Origin of the sequence: Streptosporangium sp. NPDC005286, from assembly GCF_040607515.1 — a bacterium.
Classification (GTDB): domain Bacteria; phylum Actinomycetota; class Actinomycetes; order Streptosporangiales; family Streptosporangiaceae; genus Streptosporangium.
This window is the reverse complement of record NZ_JBEXGU010000001.1, coordinates 76,473-100,019: the sequence shown is the minus strand read 5'-3', so window position 1 is coordinate 100,019 and position 23,547 is coordinate 76,473. Positions and strand designations below refer to the sequence as shown.

At 68.9% G+C, this 23,547-nt stretch carries 18 protein-coding genes, 3 tRNA genes and 1 pseudogene; 16 read left to right on the top strand and 6 right to left on the bottom strand.

From position 1 onward, the window contains the following. The first annotated feature begins 113 nt into the window (after window positions 1–113). Window positions 114–827 (top strand): ABC transporter ATP-binding protein, encoded by a 714-nt coding sequence (locus ABZU75_RS00455; RefSeq protein ID WP_355547434.1) that lies wholly within the window; start codon window positions 114–116, stop codon window positions 825–827. Beyond that, complete coding sequence (locus ABZU75_RS00450) at window positions 824–2,806, top strand: ABC transporter permease (RefSeq protein WP_355547431.1); 1,983 nt, start codon at window positions 824–826, stop codon at window positions 2,804–2,806. The genes ABZU75_RS00455 and ABZU75_RS00450 overlap by 4 nt, the downstream gene beginning before the upstream one ends. A 209-nt stretch (window positions 2,807–3,015) precedes the next feature. Here ABZU75_RS00450 and ABZU75_RS00445 read toward each other — a convergent pair whose 3' ends face one another. Together ABZU75_RS00445 and ABZU75_RS00440 are read right to left on the bottom strand one after the other, a co-directional pair. Continuing rightward, window positions 3,016–3,687, bottom strand: coding sequence for a hypothetical protein (locus ABZU75_RS00445; protein WP_355547428.1), 672 nt, complete (start codon window positions 3,685–3,687; stop codon window positions 3,016–3,018). Between the two features lie 376 nt (window positions 3,688–4,063). Next, entirely contained in the window at window positions 4,064–6,133 is a 2,070-nt protein-coding gene (locus ABZU75_RS00440) for a cellulase family glycosylhydrolase (RefSeq protein WP_355547425.1), read from the bottom strand. A gap of 640 nt (window positions 6,134–6,773) precedes the next feature. On the opposite strand from ABZU75_RS00440, the gene ABZU75_RS00435 reads away from it, so the two are divergent. From ABZU75_RS00435 to ABZU75_RS00390, 10 genes and pseudogenes are all read left to right on the top strand, one after another. Then, entirely contained in the window at window positions 6,774–8,597 is a 1,824-nt protein-coding gene (locus tag ABZU75_RS00435; RefSeq protein WP_355547422.1) for a potassium transporter TrkA, read from the top strand. 275 nt (window positions 8,598–8,872) lie between these two features. Further along, a pseudogene (locus ABZU75_RS00430) lies at window positions 8,873–9,085 on the top strand (CoA transferase); the annotation flags it as partial. Between the two features lie 11 nt (window positions 9,086–9,096). Continuing rightward, on the top strand, window positions 9,097–10,230 hold the full coding sequence (locus ABZU75_RS00425; RefSeq protein WP_355547419.1) for an acyl-CoA dehydrogenase family protein: 1,134 nt from the start codon (window positions 9,097–9,099) through the stop codon (window positions 10,228–10,230). Between the two features lie 14 nt (window positions 10,231–10,244). After that, the gene (locus tag ABZU75_RS00420; protein ID WP_355547416.1) at window positions 10,245–11,426 is read left to right on the top strand and encodes an acyl-CoA dehydrogenase family protein; all 1,182 of its coding nucleotides are present in this window, start codon (window positions 10,245–10,247) and stop codon (window positions 11,424–11,426) included. Next, window positions 11,423–12,217: an enoyl-CoA hydratase-related protein gene (locus ABZU75_RS00415; RefSeq protein WP_355547413.1), complete on the top strand. Its 795-nt coding sequence runs from the start codon at window positions 11,423–11,425 to the stop codon at window positions 12,215–12,217. The genes ABZU75_RS00420 and ABZU75_RS00415 overlap by 4 nt, the downstream gene beginning before the upstream one ends. A gap of 151 nt (window positions 12,218–12,368) precedes the next feature. Next, window positions 12,369–12,707, top strand: coding sequence for a hypothetical protein (locus tag ABZU75_RS00410; RefSeq protein ID WP_355547410.1), 339 nt, complete (start codon window positions 12,369–12,371; stop codon window positions 12,705–12,707). Between the two features lie 54 nt (window positions 12,708–12,761). Then, a tRNA-Tyr gene (locus ABZU75_RS00405) sits at window positions 12,762–12,842 on the top strand. A 79-nt stretch (window positions 12,843–12,921) separates the two neighbouring features. Then, window positions 12,922–13,002 (top strand) — tRNA-OTHER (locus ABZU75_RS00400). Window positions 13,003–13,040: 38 nt separating this feature from the next. Then, the gene (locus ABZU75_RS00395; RefSeq protein WP_355547407.1) at window positions 13,041–13,238 is read left to right on the top strand and encodes a hypothetical protein; all 198 of its coding nucleotides are present in this window, start codon (window positions 13,041–13,043) and stop codon (window positions 13,236–13,238) included. A 40-nt stretch (window positions 13,239–13,278) separates the two neighbouring features. After that, window positions 13,279–13,479, top strand: a complete 201-nt coding sequence (locus ABZU75_RS00390; RefSeq protein ID WP_355547404.1) for a hypothetical protein — start codon at window positions 13,279–13,281, stop codon at window positions 13,477–13,479. A 137-nt stretch (window positions 13,480–13,616) separates the two neighbouring features. Here ABZU75_RS00390 and ABZU75_RS00385 read toward each other — a convergent pair whose 3' ends face one another. The 3 genes from ABZU75_RS00385 to ABZU75_RS00375 all read right to left on the bottom strand — a co-directional run bounded on the left by ABZU75_RS00385 (window position 13,617) and on the right by ABZU75_RS00375 (window position 15,555). After that, window positions 13,617–13,874, bottom strand: coding sequence for a hypothetical protein (locus ABZU75_RS00385; RefSeq protein WP_355547401.1), 258 nt, complete (start codon window positions 13,872–13,874; stop codon window positions 13,617–13,619). A 727-nt stretch (window positions 13,875–14,601) separates the two neighbouring features. Then, window positions 14,602–15,018: a PASTA domain-containing protein gene (locus tag ABZU75_RS00380; protein WP_355547398.1), complete on the bottom strand. Its 417-nt coding sequence runs from the start codon at window positions 15,016–15,018 to the stop codon at window positions 14,602–14,604. Between the two features lie 448 nt (window positions 15,019–15,466). Next, window positions 15,467–15,555, bottom strand: a tRNA-Leu gene (locus ABZU75_RS00375). A gap of 164 nt (window positions 15,556–15,719) precedes the next feature. On the opposite strand from ABZU75_RS00375, the gene ABZU75_RS00370 reads away from it, so the two are divergent. The 3 genes from ABZU75_RS00370 (at window position 15,720) to ABZU75_RS00360 (ending at window position 20,238) form a co-directional block, all read left to right on the top strand. Next, window positions 15,720–17,027 carry a M20/M25/M40 family metallo-hydrolase gene (locus tag ABZU75_RS00370; RefSeq protein ID WP_350952876.1) on the top strand — a complete coding sequence of 436 codons (1,308 nt, stop codon included), beginning with the start codon at window positions 15,720–15,722 and terminating at the stop codon, window positions 17,025–17,027. A gap of 109 nt (window positions 17,028–17,136) precedes the next feature. After that, complete coding sequence (locus ABZU75_RS00365; RefSeq protein WP_355547394.1) at window positions 17,137–17,757, top strand: hypothetical protein; 621 nt, start codon at window positions 17,137–17,139, stop codon at window positions 17,755–17,757. 249 nt (window positions 17,758–18,006) lie between these two features. Beyond that, complete coding sequence (locus ABZU75_RS00360; protein ID WP_355547391.1) at window positions 18,007–20,238, top strand: chaplin family protein; 2,232 nt, start codon at window positions 18,007–18,009, stop codon at window positions 20,236–20,238. Between the two features lie 182 nt (window positions 20,239–20,420). On the opposite strand, the gene ABZU75_RS00355 is transcribed toward ABZU75_RS00360, so the two are convergent. Then, on the bottom strand, window positions 20,421–20,606 hold the full coding sequence (locus ABZU75_RS00355) for a DUF5703 family protein (protein WP_084195129.1): 186 nt from the start codon (window positions 20,604–20,606) through the stop codon (window positions 20,421–20,423). A gap of 157 nt (window positions 20,607–20,763) precedes the next feature. Between ABZU75_RS00355 and topA the strand changes: the two genes are divergently transcribed. Continuing rightward, on the top strand, window positions 20,764–23,415 hold the full coding sequence (topA, locus tag ABZU75_RS00350; protein WP_355547387.1) for a type I DNA topoisomerase: 2,652 nt from the start codon (window positions 20,764–20,766) through the stop codon (window positions 23,413–23,415). The last annotated feature ends 132 nt before the right edge of the window (window positions 23,416–23,547 follow it).

The window sequence follows — 23,547 nt, the reverse complement described above, 5'->3', positions numbered from 1 at the left end:
CACCGCACCCGGGTGGCGTCTTTACCAGGGTGGACTTTCGGCCGATGCGGGACATGGACGATCAGCCGGTCGGCCGATCCGGGAGAGAGGGCGGGCAGGCCAGGGTCGGAGGCATGAGTGAATTCGTGCTTTCCGGCCACCGCCTGGTCAAACGGTTCGGACCGGCCGTCGCCCTGGCGGGGGTGGATGTCGGGATCGGCCGCGCGGAGGCTTTGGCGATCATGGGGCCGAGCGGGTCGGGGAAATCAACCCTGCTGCATTGCCTCGCGGGCATCATGAAGCCGGATTCCGGAGAGGTGCGTCTGCTGGGAGAACGGATCGACACGATAGGGGAGCGTGCTCGCAGCACGCTGCGCCGTACCCGGTTCGGATTCGTGTTCCAGTTCGGGCAGCTCCTGCCCGAACTGCCGGCGGACGAGAACGTCGCGCTGCCGCTGATGCTCGGCGGGACGGCGCGAGGGCGAGCCGTACCGGAGGCGCGGGCGTGGTTCGGACCGCTCGGACTGGGCGGGATGGAGGGGCGGCGGCCGGGCGAGCTGTCCGGAGGGCAGGCGCAGCGGGTCGCGATCGCCCGCGCGCTCGTCACCCGCCCCGCCGTGATCTTCGCGGACGAGCCCACCGGCGCCCTCGACCAGGCCACCGGCCATGAGATCATGCGCATCCTGGTCGAGGCCACCAAGCACAACGGCGCGTCCCTGGTCGTCGTCACCCACGACCCGGAGGTGGCCCGGTGGTGCGACCGGGTCGTCGAGGTCCGCGACGGCATGATCCTCGCTCCTGGCCAGAGGCAGGACCACCCCCAGGCGCTGTCCGGGGGGAACGCGTGAGGAACCTGCTGGAGCTGAGCTGGCGGCTGCTCCGCGGCGGCGGACGCCAGTCGATGCTGGGGACGGGGCTGACGGCCACGGCCGTGGCGATCTCGTCGGCGCTGCTGATGTTCGCGCTGGCCGCCAACGTCGCCTTCGCGGCGCGCGCCGACCGGGAGGCGTGGCGCAACCCGGTGGAGGCCAAGGGGACGCCCGTCGCGATCGAGGCCACGGCCAAGGACTACGTCCGGGACCTGAGCATCACGGTCGTGGACGTCGCGCCGCTGCGGGACGCTCCCGGGGTGAGGCCGCCGGGGATGAGCCGGATGCCCAGGCCGGGTGAGGTGTGGGTGTCGCCGGGGCTCGCGGAGCTGATGAGGGAACTGCCGACCGGGCAGCTCGCCGCGCGCTTTCCCGGCAAGGTGGCGGGCACGATCGGGGACGACGGGCTGCTGTACCCGGACGAGCTCGTCGCCGTTGTGGGACGCACGGCCGCCGACCCCGCGATGGCGGCCTCCCGGACGGACCACCCGCTGACGTCCACGCCGCCGACGAAGATCAGTGATTTCGCGGGGAGGGCCGGCGACGAGACCGTCGTCTACCAGATCATGGCGCTCATCGCGAGCGTGCTGATGGTCGTGCCGCTGCTCGTGTTCGGGGGCGCGGCGGCCCGGCTGACCGTGGCGCGGCGGGACCAGCGGCTGGCCGCGCTGCGGCTGGTGGGGGCGACGCCGTGGCAGGTCGTCATGATGACGGTCGCCGAGGCGGTGATCACGGCGTTCGGCGGGGCCGTGCTCGGCCTGGTGCTGTACGGCGCGGCCATTCCGCTGCTGAGCCGGATCGAGATGGCCGGCGGGTCGTGGTTCGCCGCCGACCTGTGGCCCGGAATCCTCCCCGTGCTCGGCGTACTGCTGGCCGTACCCCTGCTGGTCGGCCTGTCGGCGGTGGTCGGGCTGCGGCGGGTGGTGGTCAGCCCGCTCGGGGTGGCGAAACGGGAGACGCCGCCCGCGATGCGGTTCGTCCGGGTGGTCGCGCTGTTCGTGATCCTGATCGCCGTCCCGCTGTCGTTCCGGAACACGTCGGTAACGGTCGTCGCGGGCGTGCTCGGGCTGGCCTTCCTCGGCGTCAACCTCGTCGGGCCCTGGGTGGTGGGCGTCATCGGCCGAATCACCACCCGTACGGCGCGGCGGCCCGCCAGGCTGCTGGCCGGCCGCCGCCTGGTCGACGACCCGAAGTCGGCCTGGCGGACCGTCAGCGGAGTGGCACTGACCGGCTTCATCGCCGGGTTCGTCGGGCTGCTGAGCCCGTCGTCCGACCTGCTGAGCGCTCCCCCCTCCACGGCCGGCCTGCGCCTTGTGGTCCCCGACGCCCAGGCGGCCGCCCTCGCGGAGCAGGCGAGGGAACGGCTCTCCGGAGCCGGGGTCGACGCTCACGTCACGACCTCCGGCGGGTCGGGGTCCGGCCGGGCGAAGGAGAGGACGCTCACGATCAGCCTGCCCTCGGGTGACGGATACACCGTGCGGGTCGACACCGCCCGTACGGCACTCGCCGGCCTGGTGCCGGGGCGCATCGCCACCTCGCCGGTGGACGACCAGTGGCAGGGCATCCGTCTGCTCGACGATGTCCGCACCGGGACGTTGGTCGTGCTCGGGGTCTCCTTCCTGGTGGCGATCGCGAGCGCGGGGATCACGGCTGCCTCGTCGGTGCTCGACCGGCGGCAGGCGTACGCCCTGCTCCGCCTGGCCGGGACCCCGCTCGAAGTGCTGGATCGGGCGCGGCGTACCGAGACTCTCGTTCCCCTCGCGGTGATGGGCGGCGGTTCCATCCTGATCGGCATGTTCTGCGCGTTGCCGTTCGTGTACGCGGCGATGAGCGTGAGCGGGGCGGTCATGCTGCTGACCTCTGTCGCCGTGGGGTTCGCCGGGGTGCTGGGGGCGGGCGCGTTGTCACGGCCCCTGCTCCGCTCGGTCACCGCCAACCCGGCCCCACGACCGGACTGACATCGCCGAAACCGTGGCGTCGAGATCACCGCGTGTTCGGACCGCCCTCTCCTCCGTCGATGGCGTCTCCACGGATCACACCCTCGACGAGGGCTGTCGTCGGTGGGCGGCCGAGGCGTCGGCGCAGGGCCAACGCCGGCTCTCTTCAGGGGGCGGTAACCCGTCCCATGCCGCGTCGGGGGGCATGGGACGGGGGTGATTCCCAGCGCTCAGGAGGTCGGCGTGGGTGAAGAGGTCGGTGACTGGCCGGGCTGGTGGTCGTGGTGCGAGCGGTCTCCCCTGCCGTGCCACTGGCCTCCCTTGCCGTGTCGGCCCTGCCCGTCGCGCATGGTCGCGTCGTGGATCGCGACGGCGGTGGCCGTGCTGCCGTCCACCTTCGCCATGACCATGACCTTCTGCCCGGTCTTCACCGCGTCGCCGTCCTCACCGCGGCGGTTGATCCGGGTGTCGCCGTTGATCGCGTACTCCTTGGTGTAGCCGTCCTCGCTCTTGACCGTGATCGAGTCCTGGTCGACGGCCGTGACGTCGCCGTACTGGGTGGCGACGGTCACGTACCTGCCCTCGCCGTCGGGCACGACGAACTCGCCGTGGATGGAAGGTCCGCCGAAGCCCATCCTGTGGCCCCGGCCCCGGCCCTGTCCCGGCGCCTTGTCGGAAGATGTCTCGGACGGGGCCGCCGACGGTGTCGCGGTGTCGCCGGCCGTGGGTGTCGAGGACGGCGAGGGCGAGGGCGAGAACGCGGCCGCGGTGGCGACGCCGGCACCCGTGACCACGACGAGTGCGGTGGTGGCGATGAGCAGTGCGGAGCGGGGGATGCGGCGCCTGGGTGGCTCGTTCGCCAGCATTTCCGCGGTGCTGAATTCGTCCGACCCAGAGGTCATCTTTCTTCCTCCCACTAGCTGTAATAGGAGAACAATGCATCAGGCCGCCTAAAACTGCCGTAAACGCCGTTCGTGCTCCGATGATCACCCTCCGTGTGGAGCGGTCTTCGCATCGCCGGCCCCGGTGTGAGAAGGCGTCCACGTCGATCGGAACGCGATCACGATGGTGGAGTACCTGGATGACTGGATCGAGGCGCACGCCGTGCAGGTCAGGTCACGGCCCCTCAAATGATCATTCGGCTGTACGTCAAGCCGAACATCGGCCGGATGAGGTCGCAGGCGTACGTTCCGGTATGGCCTGGGATGCCGGCGGACCACGATCCGTTCTCCTGAACCGTGGCCCGCCGGGACACTGCTGGGCGGGGAGCCCGCTCGGTCAGGTCGTGGTACCGGTGACCGTGCTTCCCGACCTGGTGACGAAGTAGGTCACGGTCGTGCCGCTCCAGAAGTGGAGGGTGAGCGTGACCTTTGAGGCGTCGTTGACCTCGGCGAAGAATTCCGGCTTCAGCGTGATCGTGTTGGTGCTGTAGTTGGGCGCGAAGGCGACGTCGAACTCCTTGAACGACGTCCAGTTGTGGGGGCCGGCGTTGGTGCCGTTGGCGTACTTGGCCTCCATGGTGGCGAGCTGGTCACCCTTGAACGTGGTGGGGATGGCGAAGGAGCTCGTTGTTCCGCTCGCGTTCTGCACGGTCGGCGTGTCGTAGGTGACTATGTTGATCCGCCATGGGACGCCCTGGGAGAACCGAGCCGACAGCGTCGCGTTGACGCCGTAGGCCCGGGAGCCCGTCAGCCGGGTGAGCGCGGATGCGGTGAACGTGAGCTGGTCGCCCGAGACGGTGTAGTCGGTGCCGCGTACCAGATCCGTGCTGCCCTGGCGGATCCCCACGAACGAGGTGCCGTTCAGGTTCAGCGTGAGCGTCTTGCTCGTGATGGCGGACGCCTTGGCGTTGAACACCTGATCCGACGAGGCTGTCCCCGAGCGCGTCGTCCAACTGGACTTGATCTGCGCGAACAGCTCGGGGTCGGCCCACTGGAACGAGGTCCGGTTGAAGTGCTGGCCGTTGTCCCACAGCATGGTGGTGATCTGCCTGGTACGCGCGTAGTGGCCGAGGAACTCGAAGAACTTCAGTTTCTCGCCCTGTTGGATCGTGCCGGTGTGCCGGTCGAAGCCCAGCAGGCCGTACTCACCGATGATCACGGGGATGCCGCGGGTCACGAAGGCGCTGTACACCCGGTCGAAGGCGCCGGTCAGGTCCTGCTGAACGGTGGCGTCGAAGCGCGTGCCGCCGGCGACGTTGACGCTGAACGGCCAGTACCCGTAGAAGTGGACCGTCGCGATGAGGTTGGGGTCGTTCATCGCGTTGAACGTGCTGACCAGCTCGTCGACTCTGGCCTGGTCGGCCGAGGTGTGCAGGGTCGGCAGGACGAGCAACCGAGTCGCGTTGTTGCCGCCCGACTGGCGCACGATGTTTCGGAAGGACGTGTTGAGCTCGTTCAGCAGCGTCGCGTTCTGGGCGTCTCCGGAACTGCCGGTGAAGGTCGGCTCATTGACGCTCTCGAACACCAGCTTGGCGGAGGAGTTCCGGAACGTGCTGGAGATCTGGGTCCAGATCGCGTTGTACCGAGCGAGTACGTTCGTGCGGTCGCCCGGCATGTTCTGGATCCACTGCCACGAATCGTGATGGATATTGATCATCACGTAGAAACCGTCGGCGAGGGCCCAGTCGACGACCTCTTTCACCCGGTTCATGTGCGTCGCGTTGATGGTGTAGTTGGGCGCCCCACCCTGGTACTGACCCCAGGTCACCGGGATCCGGATGCTGTTGAAGCCCTGTGCCCTGATGTTGTCGAGCAGCGCCGCCGTGATGCGCGGGTTGCCCCATGAGGTCTCGTCCGCGCCGGTGGCATCAAGGGAGTTGCCCAGGTTCCAGCCGGGCTGCATCGCGGCCACGACAGCCTGTGCGTTGCCGGGCGTCGGTGTCGGTGTCGGTGTCGGTGTGGGTGTGGGGGTCGGGGTGAGGGTGGGCGTCGGCGTCGGGGTACCGCCGCAGGCCACGCCGTTGACGGCGAAAGCGGTGGGGTTGGTGTTGGTGCCGCTGTAGCTGCCGTTGAAGCCGACGGTGACGCCGGCTCCCGTGCCCAGGCCCTGGGCGTACGACGGGGCGGTCACGGTCACGCTCTGGCCCGACTGAGTCCAGGTTCCGCCCCAGCCCTGGGTGACCTGCTGGTTGCCGGGCCAGGTGTAGCGCAGCGTCCACGGGCTGACCGGATCGCCGAGATTGTTGATCGTGATGTTGGCGCCGAACCCGCTGCCGTTGTCCCAGGCCTTGGTGTAGGTCACGGAACAGGCGACCGCCGCCTGGGCCGCGGGCGAGGTGACGGCCACCCCGATCGCCGCCAGGAGCGCGACCGCTGTGGACAGAGCCCACAAACGCAGTGTCTTCATCTTCAAGCCTTCCATGGAGGAAACGCTCATATGGGAGCGCTCCCATGTTTGGCCTGTTTCGCGTGCGTGTACAGGACGTTTCCCCAGGCCGTACCGCTGACCTGCTCCTTGGCATGAAGAATTCAGCGGAGGTATGAAAATTTCAGTGGTGCAGATGGGGCGGGCAGGCCGCCCTCATGCGCAGGAACGCCGCATTGAGGGGCTGAGATCATTCCGGATGGTGGAATCTGTGGTTGTTGACCACCCAACCGACTGAAGCGCCGTGTACTCGTCGAGCACGGCCCTGGCATGTTGTCCGGGTGGCGGGGACGGACGCCCCGCAGTCGGGTGCGAAGCCGGTGTAGTCGCTCGTCGTGAAATGGGGTGAAGTGGCAGGTGAGGTGAGGGGGCTTTATCACTGCCAAAGGGTGCATTTCAGGTTGGGAACAGGGCACCTTGCCTGCGGAGATACCCGGCCTGAGGCAAGTGAAGAGCTGATGGCAAAAGAGGACAAACCCTCACATAAGGGGGTTTCTGTAGTGAAGATTCACCGGCCGGGACGGCCGCTGATACGGTCCTTTCCGTTCTTAAGTCAACACTGGAGGGGGCAGGGGTGCGGGCGAGATTCCGGGGCCGGCTGCGATATTGGTTCGACAGTACGATGGATCGGGGCACCCCGGCTCTGATCGGCTGGCTCACCCTGGCATCACTGCTCTTGATCATCGTAGTCACGGGGGGCGTGCTGCTGCTGGCACGCGATGACGTCATCTCCAACGGCGGTTGGCTCGGCATCACCTGGATGACCCTGATGCGCGCGATCGATCCAGGGACGATGGGCGGAGACACCGGCAGCGCGATGTTCCTGATGCTCATGCTGACGGTCACGATCGGCGGGGTTTTCATTGTCAGCTCATTGATCGGTGTGCTCACCACGGGCCTGGAGAACCGGATCACCGAGTTGCGCAAGGGGCGCTCCCGCGTGATCGAGCGTGGCCATACCGTGCTGCTCGGCTGGTCGGACCAGGTGTTCACGGTCGTGGCGGAGCTGGCCAAAGCCAACCAAAGCCAGCGGCGCTCGTGTGTGGTGATCCTCGCCGACCATGACAAGGTCGACATGGATGAGCAGATCCGCGCTCAGATCGGCGACACAGGGCGCACGCGGGTCATTTGCCGCTCCGGCAATCCCCTCAATCGAAACGATCTGGAGTTGGTGAGCCCGGAAACCGCGCGAGCGATCATGGTCTTGTCGCCCCCCGGCGACGATTCCGACATCAATGTGATCAAGTCTCTGCTGCTGCTGAGCAACCGATCCTGGCCTCACGGACGGCCGCATATGGTCGCCGCCGTCCAAGACTCGGAGAATCTCGCGGCCGCCAAGCTTGCCGCCGGTCCCGAGGCCCAGGTCATCGACGCCGACGACATCGCCGTCCGGCTTGTCGTGCAGTCCCACCGGCAGGCGGGTCTGTCCACCGTGTGCGCCGATCTGCTCGACTTCGCCGGCAATGAGTTCTACATACGCGCCGAGCCCGCGTTGATCGGAAAGACCTACGGCGAGACGCTTGATGCCTACCAACTCGGCAGTCCGGTTGGCATTCTGCGCAGTGACGGAGATGTGCTGATCAACCCGTCCATGAGTACTCCAATCGGCGATCAAGACCAGATGATTATGATCGCCGAGGACGACCTGCTCATCCAGTTGGCCGATACGCCGGTCCCTATCCTGGAGTCCGCGATCGCCATGGTTCCTGCTCGCACCCCGGAACCCGATCGAACTCTGTTCATCGGCTGGAATTCCCGTGCCCCGAAAATCATCGATCTATTGGATCGCCTGGTCGAGCCCGGGTCCACTCTCGACATCGCCGCGCCCACACGGCCCACCGTACTCCTCACGGAGGGCCGTACCAACCTGGTGATCGGCTACAAACCCTGTGAACTGACGAGTAGGCGATCGCTGGAAACGCTTGATCTGGGCAGCTATGAGCACATCGTGGTGCTGTCAGATGACAGCACCGATCCCGGGAACGCCGATGACCGCACCCTGGTGACTTTGCTGCATCTGCGAGACATCGAGGTGCAACTCGGAGACCCCTATTCGATCGTGACCGAGATGAACGACGACGGCAACAGGGAAGTCGCCCAGGTCACCAAGGCTGACGACTTTATCGTCAGCACCAAGCTCATCAGTCTACTGCTCACCCAGATGGCGGAGAATAAGCACCTTAATGCGGTGTTCACCCATCTTTTCGAGCCGGACGGATCTGAGATTTATCTCAAGCCATCCTCTGATTATCTCATTCCGGGGAAAGAGGCGAACTTCGCTACGGTTGTCGAGGCCGCACGGCGTCGCGGCGAAACCGCAATCGGCTACCGTCTCAAGCGTCATGGTGAGGAGGCGCCTTCCTATGGGGTGCTTCTTAACCCGCCCAAATCCGACCCTCTGACGCTCGCCCAGGACGACAGCGTGATCGTTCTGGCGGAGAGCTGAATCGTCCCGGGCTTTGATGTGCCCCCGGTTCCGTGGAGTCGCTCTGGTTGACTGCCGCGCCTCTGCCCCTTTCAGCAGAGGTCGGCATGTCAAGGAGATATCCCGCTGAGTTCCGCCGGAAGGTCCTGGACCTGTTGAAGGCCGGTCGTACCGTGCGAGGGGTCGCATTCGATCCACAGATCAGCCGGCCAGACGATCTGCAACCGGCGTGAGCAGGACCTGATCGATTCCGGCCAGAAGCCCGGCGTGACCTCCTCCGACAACACGGCGACACCCGCGAGATCAACGCCAGGATCGCCGCGGCGGTGCGCGGCCGGGACGCCAAGTCCCTGATCGAGACGCTGGAGGCCGCCGACGTCCCGGTGATGCGGGTGCTGTCGCCGCTGGAGCTGGCGGACTCCCCGCACGCCAGGGAGCGCGGCCTGTTCACCTCCGCCGGCGACATCGGCTACGTCCGCTTCCCGGTGCGGATCGGCGACGAGGCCTAGGAGGAATCGACGTGGACTTCCGACTGGACGAGACGGCGGAGACCCTCAGCGGGCTGACGGGCGGTCTGCTCGCCCGCGGGCTGCCGGACGAGCGGATCGCCTCGGCCGAGTTCGAGGCCGCCGGGTACTCCGAGGAGGCGTGGCACAGCCTGGCCGGGGCCGGCGTCCTGGAGGCGTTCCTCCCCGAGGACCTGGGCGGCACCGACGCCGACGCCGTGGTGCTGGCCGCCGTGCTGCGGCAGGCGGCCCGGTACGGCGGCATGGTTCCGGCGCTGCCCGTGCTGGCCTACGGCCTGCACACCCTGGCCAGGTACGGCGGCACCGGGCACCGGGACCTGCTGGGGAGCGTGGCCAAGGGCGGCGCCCTGGTGACCGGCGCGGTCCGCGGGCCCGGCGGCGGCCGGGCCCTGGACACGGACGTGACGGCCGAGCCGTACGACGGCGGCCACCGGCTGACCGGGGTGCGGACCTACGTCCCGTTCGGCGCGCAGGCCGAGGCGATCCTGGTCCCGGCGCGGATCACCAGCGGACCGGAGGACGGCACCGTCGGGGTCTTCGTGGTGGACGCCGCCGCCCCGGGGCTGGCCGTCGCGGCGCACCCGGTCACCGACCACGTGCCCACCGCCCGGATCGCCCTGGACGCGGTGGCGGTGCCCGGACACGCGCTGCTGGGCGGGCCGGCCCTGGCCGCCGAGGCCGCCGGACACCTGGAGCTGTCCGCGCTGCTGGGTGTGGCCGCCACCGCCTCCGGCCTGCTGGAGCGCGCCATGGAGCTGACCGCCGAGCACGTGAAGGCCAGGAAGCAGTTCGGCCGCGCGCTGGCCCAGTTCCAGGCGGTCACCATGCAGATGGGCGACGTCTTCACGGCGCAGCGCATCCTGGAGAACACCTACCTGGCCGCCGCCTGGCAGCTGGCGGCCGGCCGCACCGCCGAGGCCCGGCGCAGCCTGTCGTCCGCCTGCTACCTGGTCTGCCACGACGCCGTCCCGGCGCTGCTCACCTGCCAGCACCTGCACGGCGGCACCGGCCTCGACATCGACCACCCGCTGCACCGGTACGTCACCGGCGGGCTCGCCCTCGGCCAGTTCCTGGGCGGCACCGAGGCCTGCCTGGACGCGGCGGCCGGCTCCGTCCGGGTCAGCTGAGAGAGGACACCAGCGTGTACATCGACCTGACCCCCGAGGAGCGCGAGCTCCAGCGGGAGGCGGACGCCTACTTCGCCGGCGTGGTGACCGAGCAGGAGCGCGCCCAGCTGCACGAGGACGAGTTCGGCCCCGCCTACCGGGCGGTGTCCCGGCGGCTGGGCCGCGACGGCTGGCTCGGCCTGGGCTGGCCGGAGGAGCACGGCGGCCGGGGCCTCGGCCCGATGGCCGACCAGATCGTGGTCAGCACCGCCTTCCGGTACGAGGTCCCCTACCCGCTGGTCACCGTCTACTCGGTCGGCCCGGCACTCCAGGAGTTCGGCACTCCGGAGCAGCAGCGGGAGTTCCTGCCGCGCATCCTCGCCGGCGACCTGCAGGTCTCCATCGGCTACAGCGAGCCCGGCTCCGGCACCGATCTGGCCTCGCTGACCACCTCCGCCCGGCGTGACGGCGACTCCTACGTCGTCAACGGCCAGAAGATGTTCATCTCCGGCGCGCACACCGCCGACTACCTGTGGCTGGCCTGCCGCACCGACCCCGAGGAGCCGCGCACCCGGGGCATCTCGATCCTGCTGCTCGACACCGCCCTGCCCGGCGTCAGCTGGACGCCCATCCGCACGCTGAACCGCTCGCACCAGGTCAACGCCGTCTACTTCGACGACGTCCGGGTACCCGCGGACCGGCTGATCGGCCGGGAGAACAAGGGCTGGTCGGTGGTGGTCAGCCAGCTCAACTCCGAGCGGTTCATCGTCGGCCCGGCCGGCAAGATCCAGGCACACCTGGACCGGCTCCGGCACTGGGCCGCCGAGACGCCGCTGGGCGGGCCGGGCGGGAGGCGCCGGATGGCCGACCTGCCCGAGGTACGCCGGGCGCTCGCCGAGCTCGACGCGATCGTCACCGCGAACGAGCTGCTCAACTGGCGGATCGTCGCCGACACCGGCACCGGCACGCTGGGCGCCGCCGACGCCTCGGTGAACAAGCTGTACAACTCTGAGCGGCTGGTCGAGGCCGGCGCCCGGATCGCACAGCTGGTGCAGCGGTACGGCGACCCCGCCGACGAGCTGACCGCCGCCGTGCTGCGCGACACCGACCACGCGTTCAAGACCGAGCTGAAGCTGCCGGTCGGCGGCGGCGTCAGCGAGATCCAGCGCGAGCTGATCGCCACCGTGGGCCTGGGCCTGCCCAGGGCGCCCCGATGAGCGCCCCCGGGACGGGCGGGACCGGCGCCGGACCCGCGCTGGTCGGGTACGACGCGGACCGCGAGCGCGGTGTCGCGGTGCTGACCCTGGACTCGGTCGCCAACCGCAACGCGCTGTCCCGCCCGCTGCTGGACCAGCTGACCGCACTGCTGCGGCGGGCCGCGGCCGACGACGCCGTCCGGGTCGTCGTGCTGCGCGCCAACGGCCCCTCGTTCTGCTCCGGCGCCGACCTCGCGGCGGTGCGCTCCGGCGCGATGACCCCGATCGTCGAGGGTGTCGTCGAGGTGCAGCGTCTCGTCGTGACCATGCCCAAGCCGGTGGTGGCGCGGGTACACGGCACGGTCCGGGCCGGCGGCCTGGGCCTGGTCGCCGCCGCCGACGTCGCCGTCGGGTCGCTGGAGAGCAGCTACGCCCTCACCGAGGTTCGCCTTGGGCTGGCCGCCGCCGCGGTCAGTCTCACCGTGCTGCCCCGGCTCGGCGACCGGGCCGCCGCAGACTACCTGCTGACCGGCCGGGTCTTCGGCGGAGCCGAGGCCGAGCGGGCCGGGCTGCTGACCCGCGCCGTGCCCGAGGCCGAGCTGGACGTCGCGGTCGACGCGTACCTGGAGGACCTGCTGCTGGGCAGCCCACAGGGCCTGCGCGAGGCCAAGGCGCTGCTCACCGCCCCGATGCGCGCCCGGATGGACGAGTTCGGCCAGGAGATGGTCGACCTGTCCGCGCGGCTGTTCACCTCCCCCGAGGCCAGACGCGCGACCGAGGCCCTGCTGTCCCGGACCCGGCGCCCCCGCTGAGCCCTCCGCCCCCTGAGGAGTTACCGAGGACGTTCGAGGTTCCTGGCCACGCTGGACGACGGCCGGGTCGCCATCGCCGCCCAGGCCTGCCTGGGCATGGCATCTCAGCCGACGTGCACGAACTCCGCTCCGGCACTCCGTCTTCCGCGGGTTGCCGGCCTACACCGACGGCGAGAAATCCTGGTGGACGAGCCCCGAACTCAGCGACTCCGGCGCGCACGCGCTCAGCTCCGCGGTGACGCTGCCCATGGCCGCCGAACAGCTCGCCGCACATTACGCGATCCTGCGCGCCCGCCCCGCCGCCTCGCTGCTGGACAGTGAGCTGCTGCTGATCCTGGAGCTGGTCAAGGGTGACCTGTCGCTGATCGATTTCCTGCCGGGCTGGGTGCAGGTGTTGGTGGCGCCGCTGATCCCGACGGCGATCGCGGCGGTGGCGGGGTATCGGGCGGAGCATGAGCCGCGCCCGGATCTGCCGATGTCGCAGCGGTAGGCGGCGAAAACGAGGTGAAGCTGTCGAGGGTGCTCGGTAGTCTCACCTCAACATGCAGGGGCTGAGCACGTGGTGAGCTCACTCGGTTGTAACCCGGACGCTTCGGCTGTGGCGGTTCGACTCCGTCCTCCTGCACGTAGCCGGCGCACTGCGGTGACGTCTGGAAGTGGCCCTGGGGAGTTCCCGCCGGACGGCGGGGCCCTGGGGCTGCGGTGCTCTCGTTGTCTAGCGGCCGAGGACACACGCCCGCTTCGGCGGGCGGCGGGCGCCGGTTCGAATCCGGCCGAGAGTACCAACTGCCAATACGACGAGGCCGAGGCGCGCGTCCAGGAGGTGACGGACGCACTGCCGTCCTCGCAGGAGGTCTTGGAGCGGGCCATGACGGAGGAGCAGGCCGCCCAGTTGGCCGAGGTACGCGAGGCTCGGCTGACCGCGCTGGAGACGATGAAGATGAACCGGCATTCGTGGTGGGCGACGGTGCGTGACCGGCACGCCGCCAAGACGGCCCTGCTGAAAGCGGCCCGCACCTGACCGAACGAGAAGCGCCCTGCCCGGTCTCCCTTCCCTTCTAGTGGTCGTCGCAACACCCCGGGGGAGAGCGCCGACGGCTGACTATGAGATCCCTGACGACCCGATCGAAGCGCAGCGCGCCTACGGGGAGGCGGACGCCGCAGTACAGGAGATGACGGACGCGCTCTCGCCGTCAACGGCGATCGTGGCCGGCGAGGCTGAGATCACGGACAAACAACGGCAGCGGTTGGCAGAGGTATGAGAAGCACGCCTGGTCGCCCCGGAGACGTTGAACCGGAACGCGGCGTGGATGCGCCTGCAGAAGGCCGCCAAGGCCTGAGTGTGCGGCGTGCCTCGCCGCACTGGTGGCTGGGGCTCGCCCATCACACCTGTTGAAGCTCAGGGGATGTATACCTCGTAGTAGAAGCCCGCCAGATAAGGGCCACCCCCGCGGAACCAGTGACAGTAGACGAGCCCGGTGTATTGACCGTTCTGCGCAGCGTCCTCGTAGGCGAGGTCGCAGGCGGCCAGGGTCTGGTAGGGGCCCTGCAGGTACCAGTCCGGTGTCGGCCAGCCCCCGGCGGCCACGGCCGCGCTGGTCTGGGTGGCGGCGAAGGCGGGCGCGGTACTGGCCAGGACACTGGCGCTCAGCGCCACGGCGAGTACAGCGGAATGTAATCGGCGGATCTTCATTGTGGGTGACTCCTCACATTCGGGAAGGAGAACACCTTCAGATGAGCACCGGCTACCGGGCTTGAGGAGATACCGGTTCTCCATATTTCGGCCGGATGGTGCGTTTGTCGAGGTTATTTCGCCTGGCCTGAACACGTGAGCGCCCCGCTCGTCCTCCTCGCGGAGGGCAGGCGGGGCGTTGTTGGGTTCAGGGCTGGTACTGGTAATTCACCGTGACGCGGTCTTGAGCTCCGCCGCCCGCGGGATAGGTGCCTCCGTGCAGGGTGTGCTTGACGGTGATCGTGCCCTTGGGGTCCAGGCCGTTGAAGCTGTGGACCCACAGTCCCAGGCTGCTGCTGAGGTCGAATGGGCCTGTGCACTTGTAGTCGGTGGTGGTGTCCGGCTGCTGGTAGCAGAAGCCGCCGCTTGCCGCTGGTCCTCATCGCCCCTAAGAGGGGTCGCAACGACGCCATGTGAACGAGCCGGGCACGCCACAACGGGTCCTCATTGCCCCTTCAAGGGGTCGCAACGGTTGTTAGGCGGGTAGGGGCTCAGCCCCGGGCCGTAGTCCTCGTCACCTCTGTGAGGGGTGGTCATAACGACAGGTACTCCGTCATGTCCGGGTCCCTGCTGCCGAGTCCTCATCGCCCCCTGTGAGGGGTCCGGACACGATGATGCCCCCCGAAGGGCGGGGCGCCGCGCACTACTCGTCTTACTCGCCGATCTTCTTCGCATACAAGGTGATCAGCGTGTCGACCGTCACCTTCCGTCCGGCGGCCGGCGTCTGCTTGGTCACCACCCAGTTGCGGTCGTACACCTGGAAGCGGTTCTGCCCGGTGGCGTCCTTGTCGTTCAGAATGTAGAACCCCGCAGCCTGCATGGTGTCCTGCCCCTCCTGCAGGTTCATCCCGACAACGTCCGGCAGGACCTTCTTCTCCGCCGCCTCTTCCTTCTCCTCGGCCGGAGTGGGATCGGGCTCCTTGTCGTCCTGCTCGATCGGCTTAGGGCTCTTCTCCACAGGTGCTGGCGCGGTGACGGTCACGACAGGTGCCGCAGTGTCCGCACCCGCCCCGCACCCGGCGAGAGCGGCAACGACTGCAGCGACGACGATCGAGCCGGCGATTCTCATGCGAGCGCTCCTGTGCTGTGGCGGACGGGTAGGTGAGGACGGTTGAAAGGGGCCGCGGGTTGGCCAGTGAACGTCGTTCTGTTGGTGTGCCAGGTACGACGACACCCCCTCACCACGAAAGGGCAGGGGCGCCAGCCGAAGCCGCTACTGCGCGACCTTGCCGAGAGCCGCCTCGAACTCTTCAGTCTGCTCATGCCACGCTTCTGCTCGCCAAGGGTGTACCGATCAAGGTCGTGTCTGAGCGGCTCGGCCACACGGGCGCGGTCGTGACCCTCGGGGTCTACGCCCACGTGCTTCCTGGCAATCAGCGGGATGCCGCAGACACGTTCGCGACCCTGGTTTCAGGGGTCTAAAACCATGATCAGTATCAGCGGCGGTATCACAAGCAGAATCGAGACTGAAATGACAAAGTCCCGAACCTGTGACCTGCACAGTTTCGGGACCCATCTGGTGTCCGAGGGGGGACTTGAACCCCCATGCCCCGCAAAGGGCACTAGCACCTCAAGCTAGCGCGTCTGCCTATTCCGCCACCCGGACGTGGTGCCTGCACGCGGGACCGTCATCCCGCGTCGGCGGACTTAGGTTAGCAAACTCTTGAGCTTGCGTCATATCGGTAGGAGGGCGGGTGCGGACGGGGTGCCGGGAAGGAGGGTACGGCGGGAGGATGGGGGTGGAAGCCGTACCGAACTCAAGGAGTCCACATGGCCACGCTCAACGGTGAGGATGAGGTCGTCGGGCTGTGCCGCGACCTGATCAGGATCGACTCGACCAACGCGGGTGACAATTCGGGGCCCGGGGAGCGGGCCGCCGCCGAGTACGTGGCCGAGAAACTGGCCGAGGTCGGGCTGGAGCCGCAGATCCTGGAGTCGGACAGGGGGCGGGCCAACGTGATCGCTCGCATCGCGGGGGAGGACTCCTCGCGGGACGCGCTGCTGCTGCACGGACATCTGGACGTCGTGCCCTTCAACGCCGCCGACTGGGCCCACCACCCGCTCAGCGGTGAGATCGCGGACGGCTGCGTCTGGGGGCGCGGCGCGGTCGACATGAAGGACATGGACGCGATGATCCTCGCGGTCGTACGACAGCGGCTCAGCGAGGGGCGTCGCCCGCCGAGGGACGTGGTGCTGGCCTTCACCGCCGACGAGGAGGCCGGGGGCCACTACGGCGCGCAGTGGCTGGTCTCAGAGCACAAGGACCTGTTCGACGGGTGCTCCGAGGCGATCGGTGAGGTGGGTGGGTTCAGCGTCTCCATCGACGAGGCGCGCAGGCTCTATCTGATCGAGGCGGCGGAGAAGGGCATCGCCTGGATGCGCCTGACCGCCACCGGCCGGGCCGGGCACGGCTCGATGCTCAACGCGGAGAACGCGGTCACCGAGCTGGCCGAGGCGGTGGGCCGCATCGGCCGGTACGAGTGGCCGGTACGGATGACACAGACGGTGAGGACGTTCCTGGAGGAGACCTCCAGGGCGCTGGAGCTGGAGCTTGACCTGGACGACGCGGAGAAGACCGTCGCCAAGCTGGGGCCGCTGGCGCGGATGATCGGCGCCACGCTGCGCAACACCACCAACCCCACGATGCTGGAGGCCGGCTACAAGGCCAATGTGATCCCCCAGGCCGCTACCGCGCACGTGGACGGCCGCTTCCTGCCGGGATATGAGGACGAGTTCTTCCAGACCGTCGACGAACTGCTCGGCCCCAATGTGACCAGGGAGTTCATCTACCACGACATCGCCATCGAGACCGGTTTCGACGGGCCGCTGGTGCGCGCGATGGCCGACGCCCTCCTCGCCGAGGACCCGGGCGCGCTGGCCGTGCCGTACACGCTGTCGGGGGGTACGGACCTGAAGGCGTTCAGCCGGATGGGAATCCGGGGGTTCGGGTTCGCGCCGCTGAAGCTCCCCGCCGACCTGGACTTTTCCGGGATGTTCCATGGGGTGGACGAGAGGGTGCCGGTGGATTCGTTGCGGTTCGGGGTTCGGGTTCTTGACCGATTCCTGGACGGCTGCTGATCCGTTCTCGGGAAATCCGTTGCGTTGACTCCATGTAGTGCTAACGTGACTCTCCGTTGAAGGGTGGCTCGTGTCCAAGCGGGCCTGTCCAGGAGCTTTGGGAGGCCATGTGGTGCACGTGCCGCACGAGCAGTGGAGGGCGTCCTCGCCCGCTGCTCGACGCGTGCCCGTGGCCTTCTCCGTCGACGACACGATCCCCGACCGGGCTGACCGGATGGCGCGGTTCGCGGCCGGCACCCGGTGGGGCATCAGGCAAGCCCTCGCCATCGGCGGCCTCCTGGCCGCCGCATGGCTGCTCGCGATCGTCTTCGGCTTTCTCAGTGCCACTCCCGCGGTCGCGGACGCCACCGCGGCGACAGGAGTGGCCCGTTCCCAGACCCTTGACGCTGCCGCTTCCGGATCGGCTTCAAAGGTCGATGACTTCCCCACGGGCAGCGGCAAACCGTCGGCGACGGACAACGCCGAAGCCATGGCGGGGCGAGGTGTGGACGGGCTCACCAGCCAGTCCAAGCCGGGGGTCCCGGCACCCGCCACCGTCGACCACGGTTCTGGCAGCAATGGATTCGTGCCCCAGAGCGGTGGTGGATCCGGCCTCTTCGGCTCGGGTCCGGGGGATGTCGCGTGGTTCGCCTACGACCCGCGACTGGCGACACAGCGTGTTCCGCTGGCGTTCGTGCTCCCCCCGGTCGTCCGCACAGCGGCGGACGACCCTTCCTTCTCTCCTGACTGACATCGTCTTGTAGACCGGCCTGATCTCCTTTCGAGTGATCCGCCGGTCGCGGAGCCTGTCTCGATCCTCCGTCCCCAGGAGAGCCGCTCCACCGGTGAGCGACGAGCAGGCCGACGAGCCAGCCAGTTCCCAACTCCTCATGACGGCCCGCCTGGGCCTCCGCTGTGCGGACCTGTCCGGTCCTCGCATGGCTCTCGCATGCCCTCACGAGGGTTCAAGGTCCCCCCGAGACTGCTAGGAGCTTCAATCATGCGTACGTGGGTTAGGGGCACGGCCCCTGCGGCACTGCTCGCACTGGGTGTCATGGCCATGGGCGGCGGTACGGCCTTCGCCGACACCGACGGTGACCACTCGATCGCCGGAGGCAACCAGGTCAACCTTCCGATCACCCTGCCGATCGACATCAGCGGAAATGCCGTCGCTGTGGCCGGACAGTCGGCCGCCTCCTCCGAGGGCAGCGCGTCCGTCGAGAACGGCGGTGGCGGCGGCGCGGGGGGCAACGAGACCTCCGGGCGGGGCAGCGTCCTGGGTGGCAACCAGGTGGTGGCGCCGATCACCGCGCCCGTCAACGCCTGCGGCAACGCGGTGTCGGTGATCGGCCGTTCCGAGGCGGGCTGCCGAGGCGGTGCCTCGGTGCGGAACCAGGGCGGGAACGGCGGCGGTGCCGGTGGCAACCGCACGAACGGTGATCACAGCATCGGCGGCGGCAACCAGGTGGTCGCGCCGATCACTGCGCCGATCAACGCCTGCGGCAACTCTTTCGCGATCTTCGGTGGGGCAACCGCCGGTTGCCGGGGTGGTGCCTCGGTGAGCAATCAGGGCGGTGGCGGCGGCGGTGCCGGTGGCAACCGCACCTCCGGGCGGGGCAGCGTCCTGGGTGGCAACCAGGTGGTGGCGCCGATCACCGCGCCGATCAACATCTGCGGCAACTCGGTCGCCGTCGTCGGCGAGGCGTTCTCCGGCTGCGAGGGCGGTGCCGAGGTCGTCGGCGGCAGGCCCGGCAGGCCGGGGCAGCCCGGTGGACCCGGGCACCCTGGCGGTCCTGGGCACCCCGGTGGTCCTGGGCACCCCGGTGGTCCCGGACAGCCTGGCGGGCCCGGACAGCCTGGTGGTCCCGGGCACCCCGGTGGTCCGGGACGGCCGGGTGGCCCCGGAGAGCACGGCGGCCCTGGCAAGCCCGACTGGCCGGGTAAGCCGGGTTACGGCGGTCACGAGGGGCATGGAGACCACGGCGGCCACGGCGGCGGCTGGGAGCGCGGCCCGCGTCCCGGCGGCCCCGGCTCGGGCTACGGCCGGCCAGGAAACGACACCGACGGGCGCTTCGGAGCCGGTAGCGGCAATCAGGTGGTCGCGCCGATCACCGCGCCCGCCAACGTCTGCGGCAGCGCCGTCGGCAGCGGCCAGGCGGGCTGCCCGGGCGGTTCGTCCGCGGGGACGGGCCAGGGCGGCGGCGGTGCGGGCGGCAACCGCACCTCCGGGCGGGGCAGCGTCCTGGGCGGCAACCAGGTGGTGGCGCCGATCACCGCGCCGATCAACGTCTGCGGCAACGCGGTGGCCGTGCTGGGTGGAGCCTTCGCCGGCTGCCAGGGTGGTGCGTCCGTCGGGACCGGTGGTCCCGGTGGCGGCGGTGCCGGTGGCAACCGTACGAACGGTGATCACAGCATCGGCGGCGGTAACCAGGTGGTGGCGCCGATCACCGTGCCGATCAACGTCTGCGGCAACGCGGTGGGCGTGCTCGGCCGGGCCGCGGCCGGGTGCAGGGGCGGCGCCTCGGTCTCCGGCGGCGCGGGTGCGGGGGCCGGTGGCAACCGCACCTCCGGGCAGGGCAGCGTCCTGGGCGGCAACCAGGTGGTCGCGCCGATCACCGCGCCGATCAACATCTGCGGCAACGCGGTCGCCGTCCTGGGCGACGCCGCCGCGGGCTGCCTCGGCGGCTCCCGTGCCGGAGGGCCGGGCGGTGGCCAGTGGGGCGGCCACAACGGCGGTCACTGGGGTGGCCACGAGGGTGGTCACCGGGGCGCCAAGGGCGGCCACAACGGCGGCCGAGGCGACTGGGACGGCAAGCCCAGCAGGCACAGGACCAGTAGCCTGCTGTCCGTCCTCCCCGCCGTTCCGGGGATCGGCGGCGAGGCCGGTCAGGCGTCGCTGTCCGACGCCCGCGGTGCCCAGGAGGCGGGCCAGTCCCGGCTTCCGGCCGCCGCCGGTCTGCCCGAGCTCCCCGTCATGCCCGCCACCCCGGTGAGCAAGCGGGCCGCGGCGGCCGACAGTAGCTCGCCGCTGGCTCCCGTCACGGGCCTGACGTCCTCCACCCCGGCCGGTGACCTGCCGATCCGTGACCTGGGTCTGATGAGTGCCGCTCAGCCCGTCGGCGTGACCGGAATGAACGTCGGTTCCCTGGTCACCCTGCTGATCGGCGCGTTGGCCGCGGCCTCCGCGACCGTCTTCGGCACCACCCGCCGCATCCGTTTCGGTAAAAAGTAAGGCATTAGTCACCCATTAGGCATGCCTTCCTCAGAGCCACTGAGGAAGGCGCGCAGACGCCTCGACGGCGGCGAGACAGGATGACCGCGCCTGCGTGGTGCGGTGCTCGCTCGCGTGGCGAGGCACGGAAGCTTTGCCCGTTCCGGGGGCGCGGCCCGGGGCGGGCAAAGCCATGTCTGGAATCACATCGTCCTGGTCACACGTATGATCTTCCGGCGCAGCCGGACGTCTCGGCGGCCATCGGGATACAGTCGCAGGCGGTCGAGCTCCCAGTCGCCGTATTCTGCATGTTCGGTCAGTATCCGGCGGGCTGCGTCCCGTGAGGTGCCACGCGGGAGGTGGAGAACCAAGTAGGAGTAGTCCAGCACAGCGATTAGTCTCCGAGGGTGAGCCGAGGGACGTCGACACTCATAGGGCTTTATTCTGCGTCCTTGCGGCTTTCCTTGGGAGTGTTCCCGACTCAGATCGGGTAACCCGAGGGGAAGTAAACGGGGAACGAATGCGAACAGCGAGGTAGGAAGCAGCGTGCCAGCCAAGAACGGCAACGCCGGCGGAAACCGCCTGGTGATCGTCGAGTCGCCTTCCAAGGCGAAGACCATCGCCGGGTACCTCGGCCGCGGCTACGTCGTGGAGTCCAGCATCGGGCATATTCGTGATCTCCCTGAGAAGGCCGACGACATCCCTGAGAAGTACAAGGGAGAGTCCTGGGCACGCCTCGGCGTCAATGTGGATCACGAGTTTGAGCCGCTCTACGTCGTCAACCACGACAAGAAGGCGCAGGTGAGCAAGCTCAAGCAGCTGCTCAAGGACGCCGATGAGCTCTATCTCGCCACTGACGAGGATCGCGAGGGCGAGGCGATCGCCTGGCACCTCCGCGAGGTGCTCAATCCCAAGGTCCCGGTGCACCGCATGGTGTTCCACGAGATCACCCCGCGGGCGATCCAGGAGGCGGTGGCCAATCCCCGCGCCCTGAACCTGCGGCTGGTCGACGCCCAGGAGACTCGGCGCATTCTCGACCGTCTCTACGGCTACGAGGTCAGCCCGGTCCTGTGGAAGAAGGTCAAGCCCCGGCTTTCGGCCGGGCGCGTGCAGTCCGTGGCGACCCGGCTGGTCGTGGAGCGCGAGCGCGAGCGCCTGGCGTTCACCAGCGCGAGTTACTGGGACCTGCAGGCGCTGCTCGACACCGGTGGTGACGAGGTTCCGCACGAGTTCACCGCCATGCTGACCGGCGTGGACGGAAAGCGCGTCGCCCAGGGCCGGGACTTCGCGAGCAACGGCACCCTCAAGAGCGCCGATGTGCTTCACCTGGACGAGCAGGCCGCCCAGGCCCTGGCCGGGCGCCTGGCCGGTGTGCCGTACAAGGTCAGGTCGGTCGAGCGCAAGCCGTACACCCGCAAGCCGTACGCGCCGTTCAGGACGACCACGCTGCAGCAGGAGGCCAGCCGCAAGCTGGGCTTCTCCGCGAAGTCGACCATGCAGGTCGCCCAGCGCCTCTACGAGAACGGCTTCATCACCTACATGCGGACCGACAGCATCACGCTGTCGGAGACCGCTGTCGCCGCCGCCCGCAGCCAGGCCATCAAGCTTTACGGCTCGGCCTATGTGCCCGACAAGCCGCGCGTCTACGCCAGCAAGGTGAAGAACGCGCAGGAGGCGCACGAGGCGATCCGTCCCTCGGGTGAGGAGTTCCGCACGCCGGGCGAGACCGGGCTGAGCGGTGACATGTTCCGCCTGTACGAGCTGATCTGGCAGCGGACCGTGGCCTCCCAGATGAAGGACGCGGTCGGCGAGTCGGTCACCGTCAAGGTGGACGGCACGTCCAGTTCGGGGGAGCAGGTCGAGTTCAGTGCCTCCGGGCGGACCATCACCTTCCACGGTTTCCTGAAGGCCTATGTCGAGGGCGCGGACGACCCGTCCACCGACCGCGACGACTCCGAGAAGCGCCTGCCGAACCTGAGCGAGAACGACCCGCTCACCGCGTCCGCGCTGAACGTGCTGTCGCACGCCACCAAGCCGCCGGCCCGGTACACGGAGGCGTCGCTGATCAAGGAGCTGGAAGACCGGGAGATCGGCCGTCCCTCGACGTACGCGTCGATCATCGGAACGATTCTGGACCGCGGCTACGTCTTCAAGAAGGGCACCGCCCTGGTGCCGTCCTTCCTGGCGTTCGCGGTGGTCAACCTGCTGGAGCAGCACTTCGGCCACCTCGTCGACTACGACTTCACCGCCGACATGGAGAAGGTCCTCGACGACATCGCCAACGACCGGGCGGAGCGGGTGCCCGAGCTGCGCCGGTTCTACTTCGGTGTGGACGGCGGCGAGGGTCTGAAGGAAATGGTCACCGACCTCGGCGAGATCGACGCCAAGGAGATCAGCTCGTTCTCGATCAGGGGCACCGACATCATGATCCGGGTGGGCCGCTACGGTCCGTACCTGGACCGGGAGGGTGTCCGGGTGAACGTGCCGGAGGACCTGGCCCCCGACGAGCTCACCGCTTCGATGGCCGAGGAGCTGTTCTCCCGCCCGACGGGTGACCGGGAACTGGGCAAGGACCCGGTGACCGGGCACGTGATCGTGGCCAAGGACGGCCGCTTCGGTCCGTACGTCACCGAGATCCTGCCGGTGGAGACGCCTCCGGCCGAGGGCAAGAAGAAGACCAAGAAGGCCGACGCCCCCAAGCCGCGCACCGGGTCGCTGCTCAAGTCGATGTCCCTGGACACCGTCACCCTTGAGGACGCCCTGCTTCTGCTCTCGCTGCCGAGGGTGCTCGGGGTGATCGACGACCAGGAGGTCACGGCGCAGAACGGCAAGTTCGGGCCGTACATCAAGAAGGGCACCGACTCTCGCTCCCTGGGGTCGGAGGAGGAACTGTTCACGGTCACCCTCGATCGGGCCAAGGAGTTGTTCGCCCAGCCCAAGACCAGGGGCAGGCGGGCCGCGGCCGCGCCGCCGCTGCGCGAGCTGGGTGAGGACTCGGTCTCCAAGAAGCCGATCGTGGTGAAGGAGGGGCGGTTCGGGCCCTACGTCACCGACGGGGAGACCAACGCCTCGCTGCGCAAGGGGGACGAGGTCGAGCAGATCACCACCGAACGCGCCGCCGAGCTTCTCGCCGACCGTCGCGCCCGAGGCCCGGCGCCCAAGCGTCCCCGCACCACCCGGGCCAAGGCCAAGGCCTGACGCCGCCGGGCCAGGACCCCTCGTACGGGGCCCTGGCCCGCGGGGTTTCCGCACCCGCTGGGAACGCATTCGCCGTTTCGGGCGTTCTTCGGAACGCGCCGGGACGGCCGGTGGGCGCGAGAGGGAAGGCAA

What these genes read in the sequence shown, in the direction of transcription:
- ABZU75_RS00455 (WP_355547434.1), top strand. Translation starts at nt 114, where the DNA reads ATGAGTGAATTCGTGCTTTCCGGCCACCGCCTGGTCAAACGGTTCGGA.
- ABZU75_RS00445 (WP_355547428.1), bottom strand. Translation starts at nt 3,687, where the DNA reads ATGACCTCTGGGTCGGACGAATTCAGCACCGCGGAAATGCTGGCGAAC.
- ABZU75_RS00440 (WP_355547425.1), bottom strand. Translation starts at nt 6,133, where the DNA reads ATGAAGACACTGCGTTTGTGGGCTCTGTCCACAGCGGTCGCGCTCCTG.
- ABZU75_RS00435 (WP_355547422.1), top strand. Translation starts at nt 6,774, where the DNA reads ATGGATCGGGGCACCCCGGCTCTGATCGGCTGGCTCACCCTGGCATCA.
- ABZU75_RS00415 (WP_355547413.1), top strand. Translation starts at nt 11,423, where the DNA reads ATGAGCGCCCCCGGGACGGGCGGGACCGGCGCCGGACCCGCGCTGGTC.
- ABZU75_RS00380 (WP_355547398.1), bottom strand. Translation starts at nt 15,018, where the DNA reads ATGAGAATCGCCGGCTCGATCGTCGTCGCTGCAGTCGTTGCCGCTCTC.
- ABZU75_RS00370 (WP_350952876.1), top strand. Translation starts at nt 15,720, where the DNA reads ATGGCCACGCTCAACGGTGAGGATGAGGTCGTCGGGCTGTGCCGCGAC.
- ABZU75_RS00360 (WP_355547391.1), top strand. Translation starts at nt 18,007, where the DNA reads ATGCGTACGTGGGTTAGGGGCACGGCCCCTGCGGCACTGCTCGCACTG.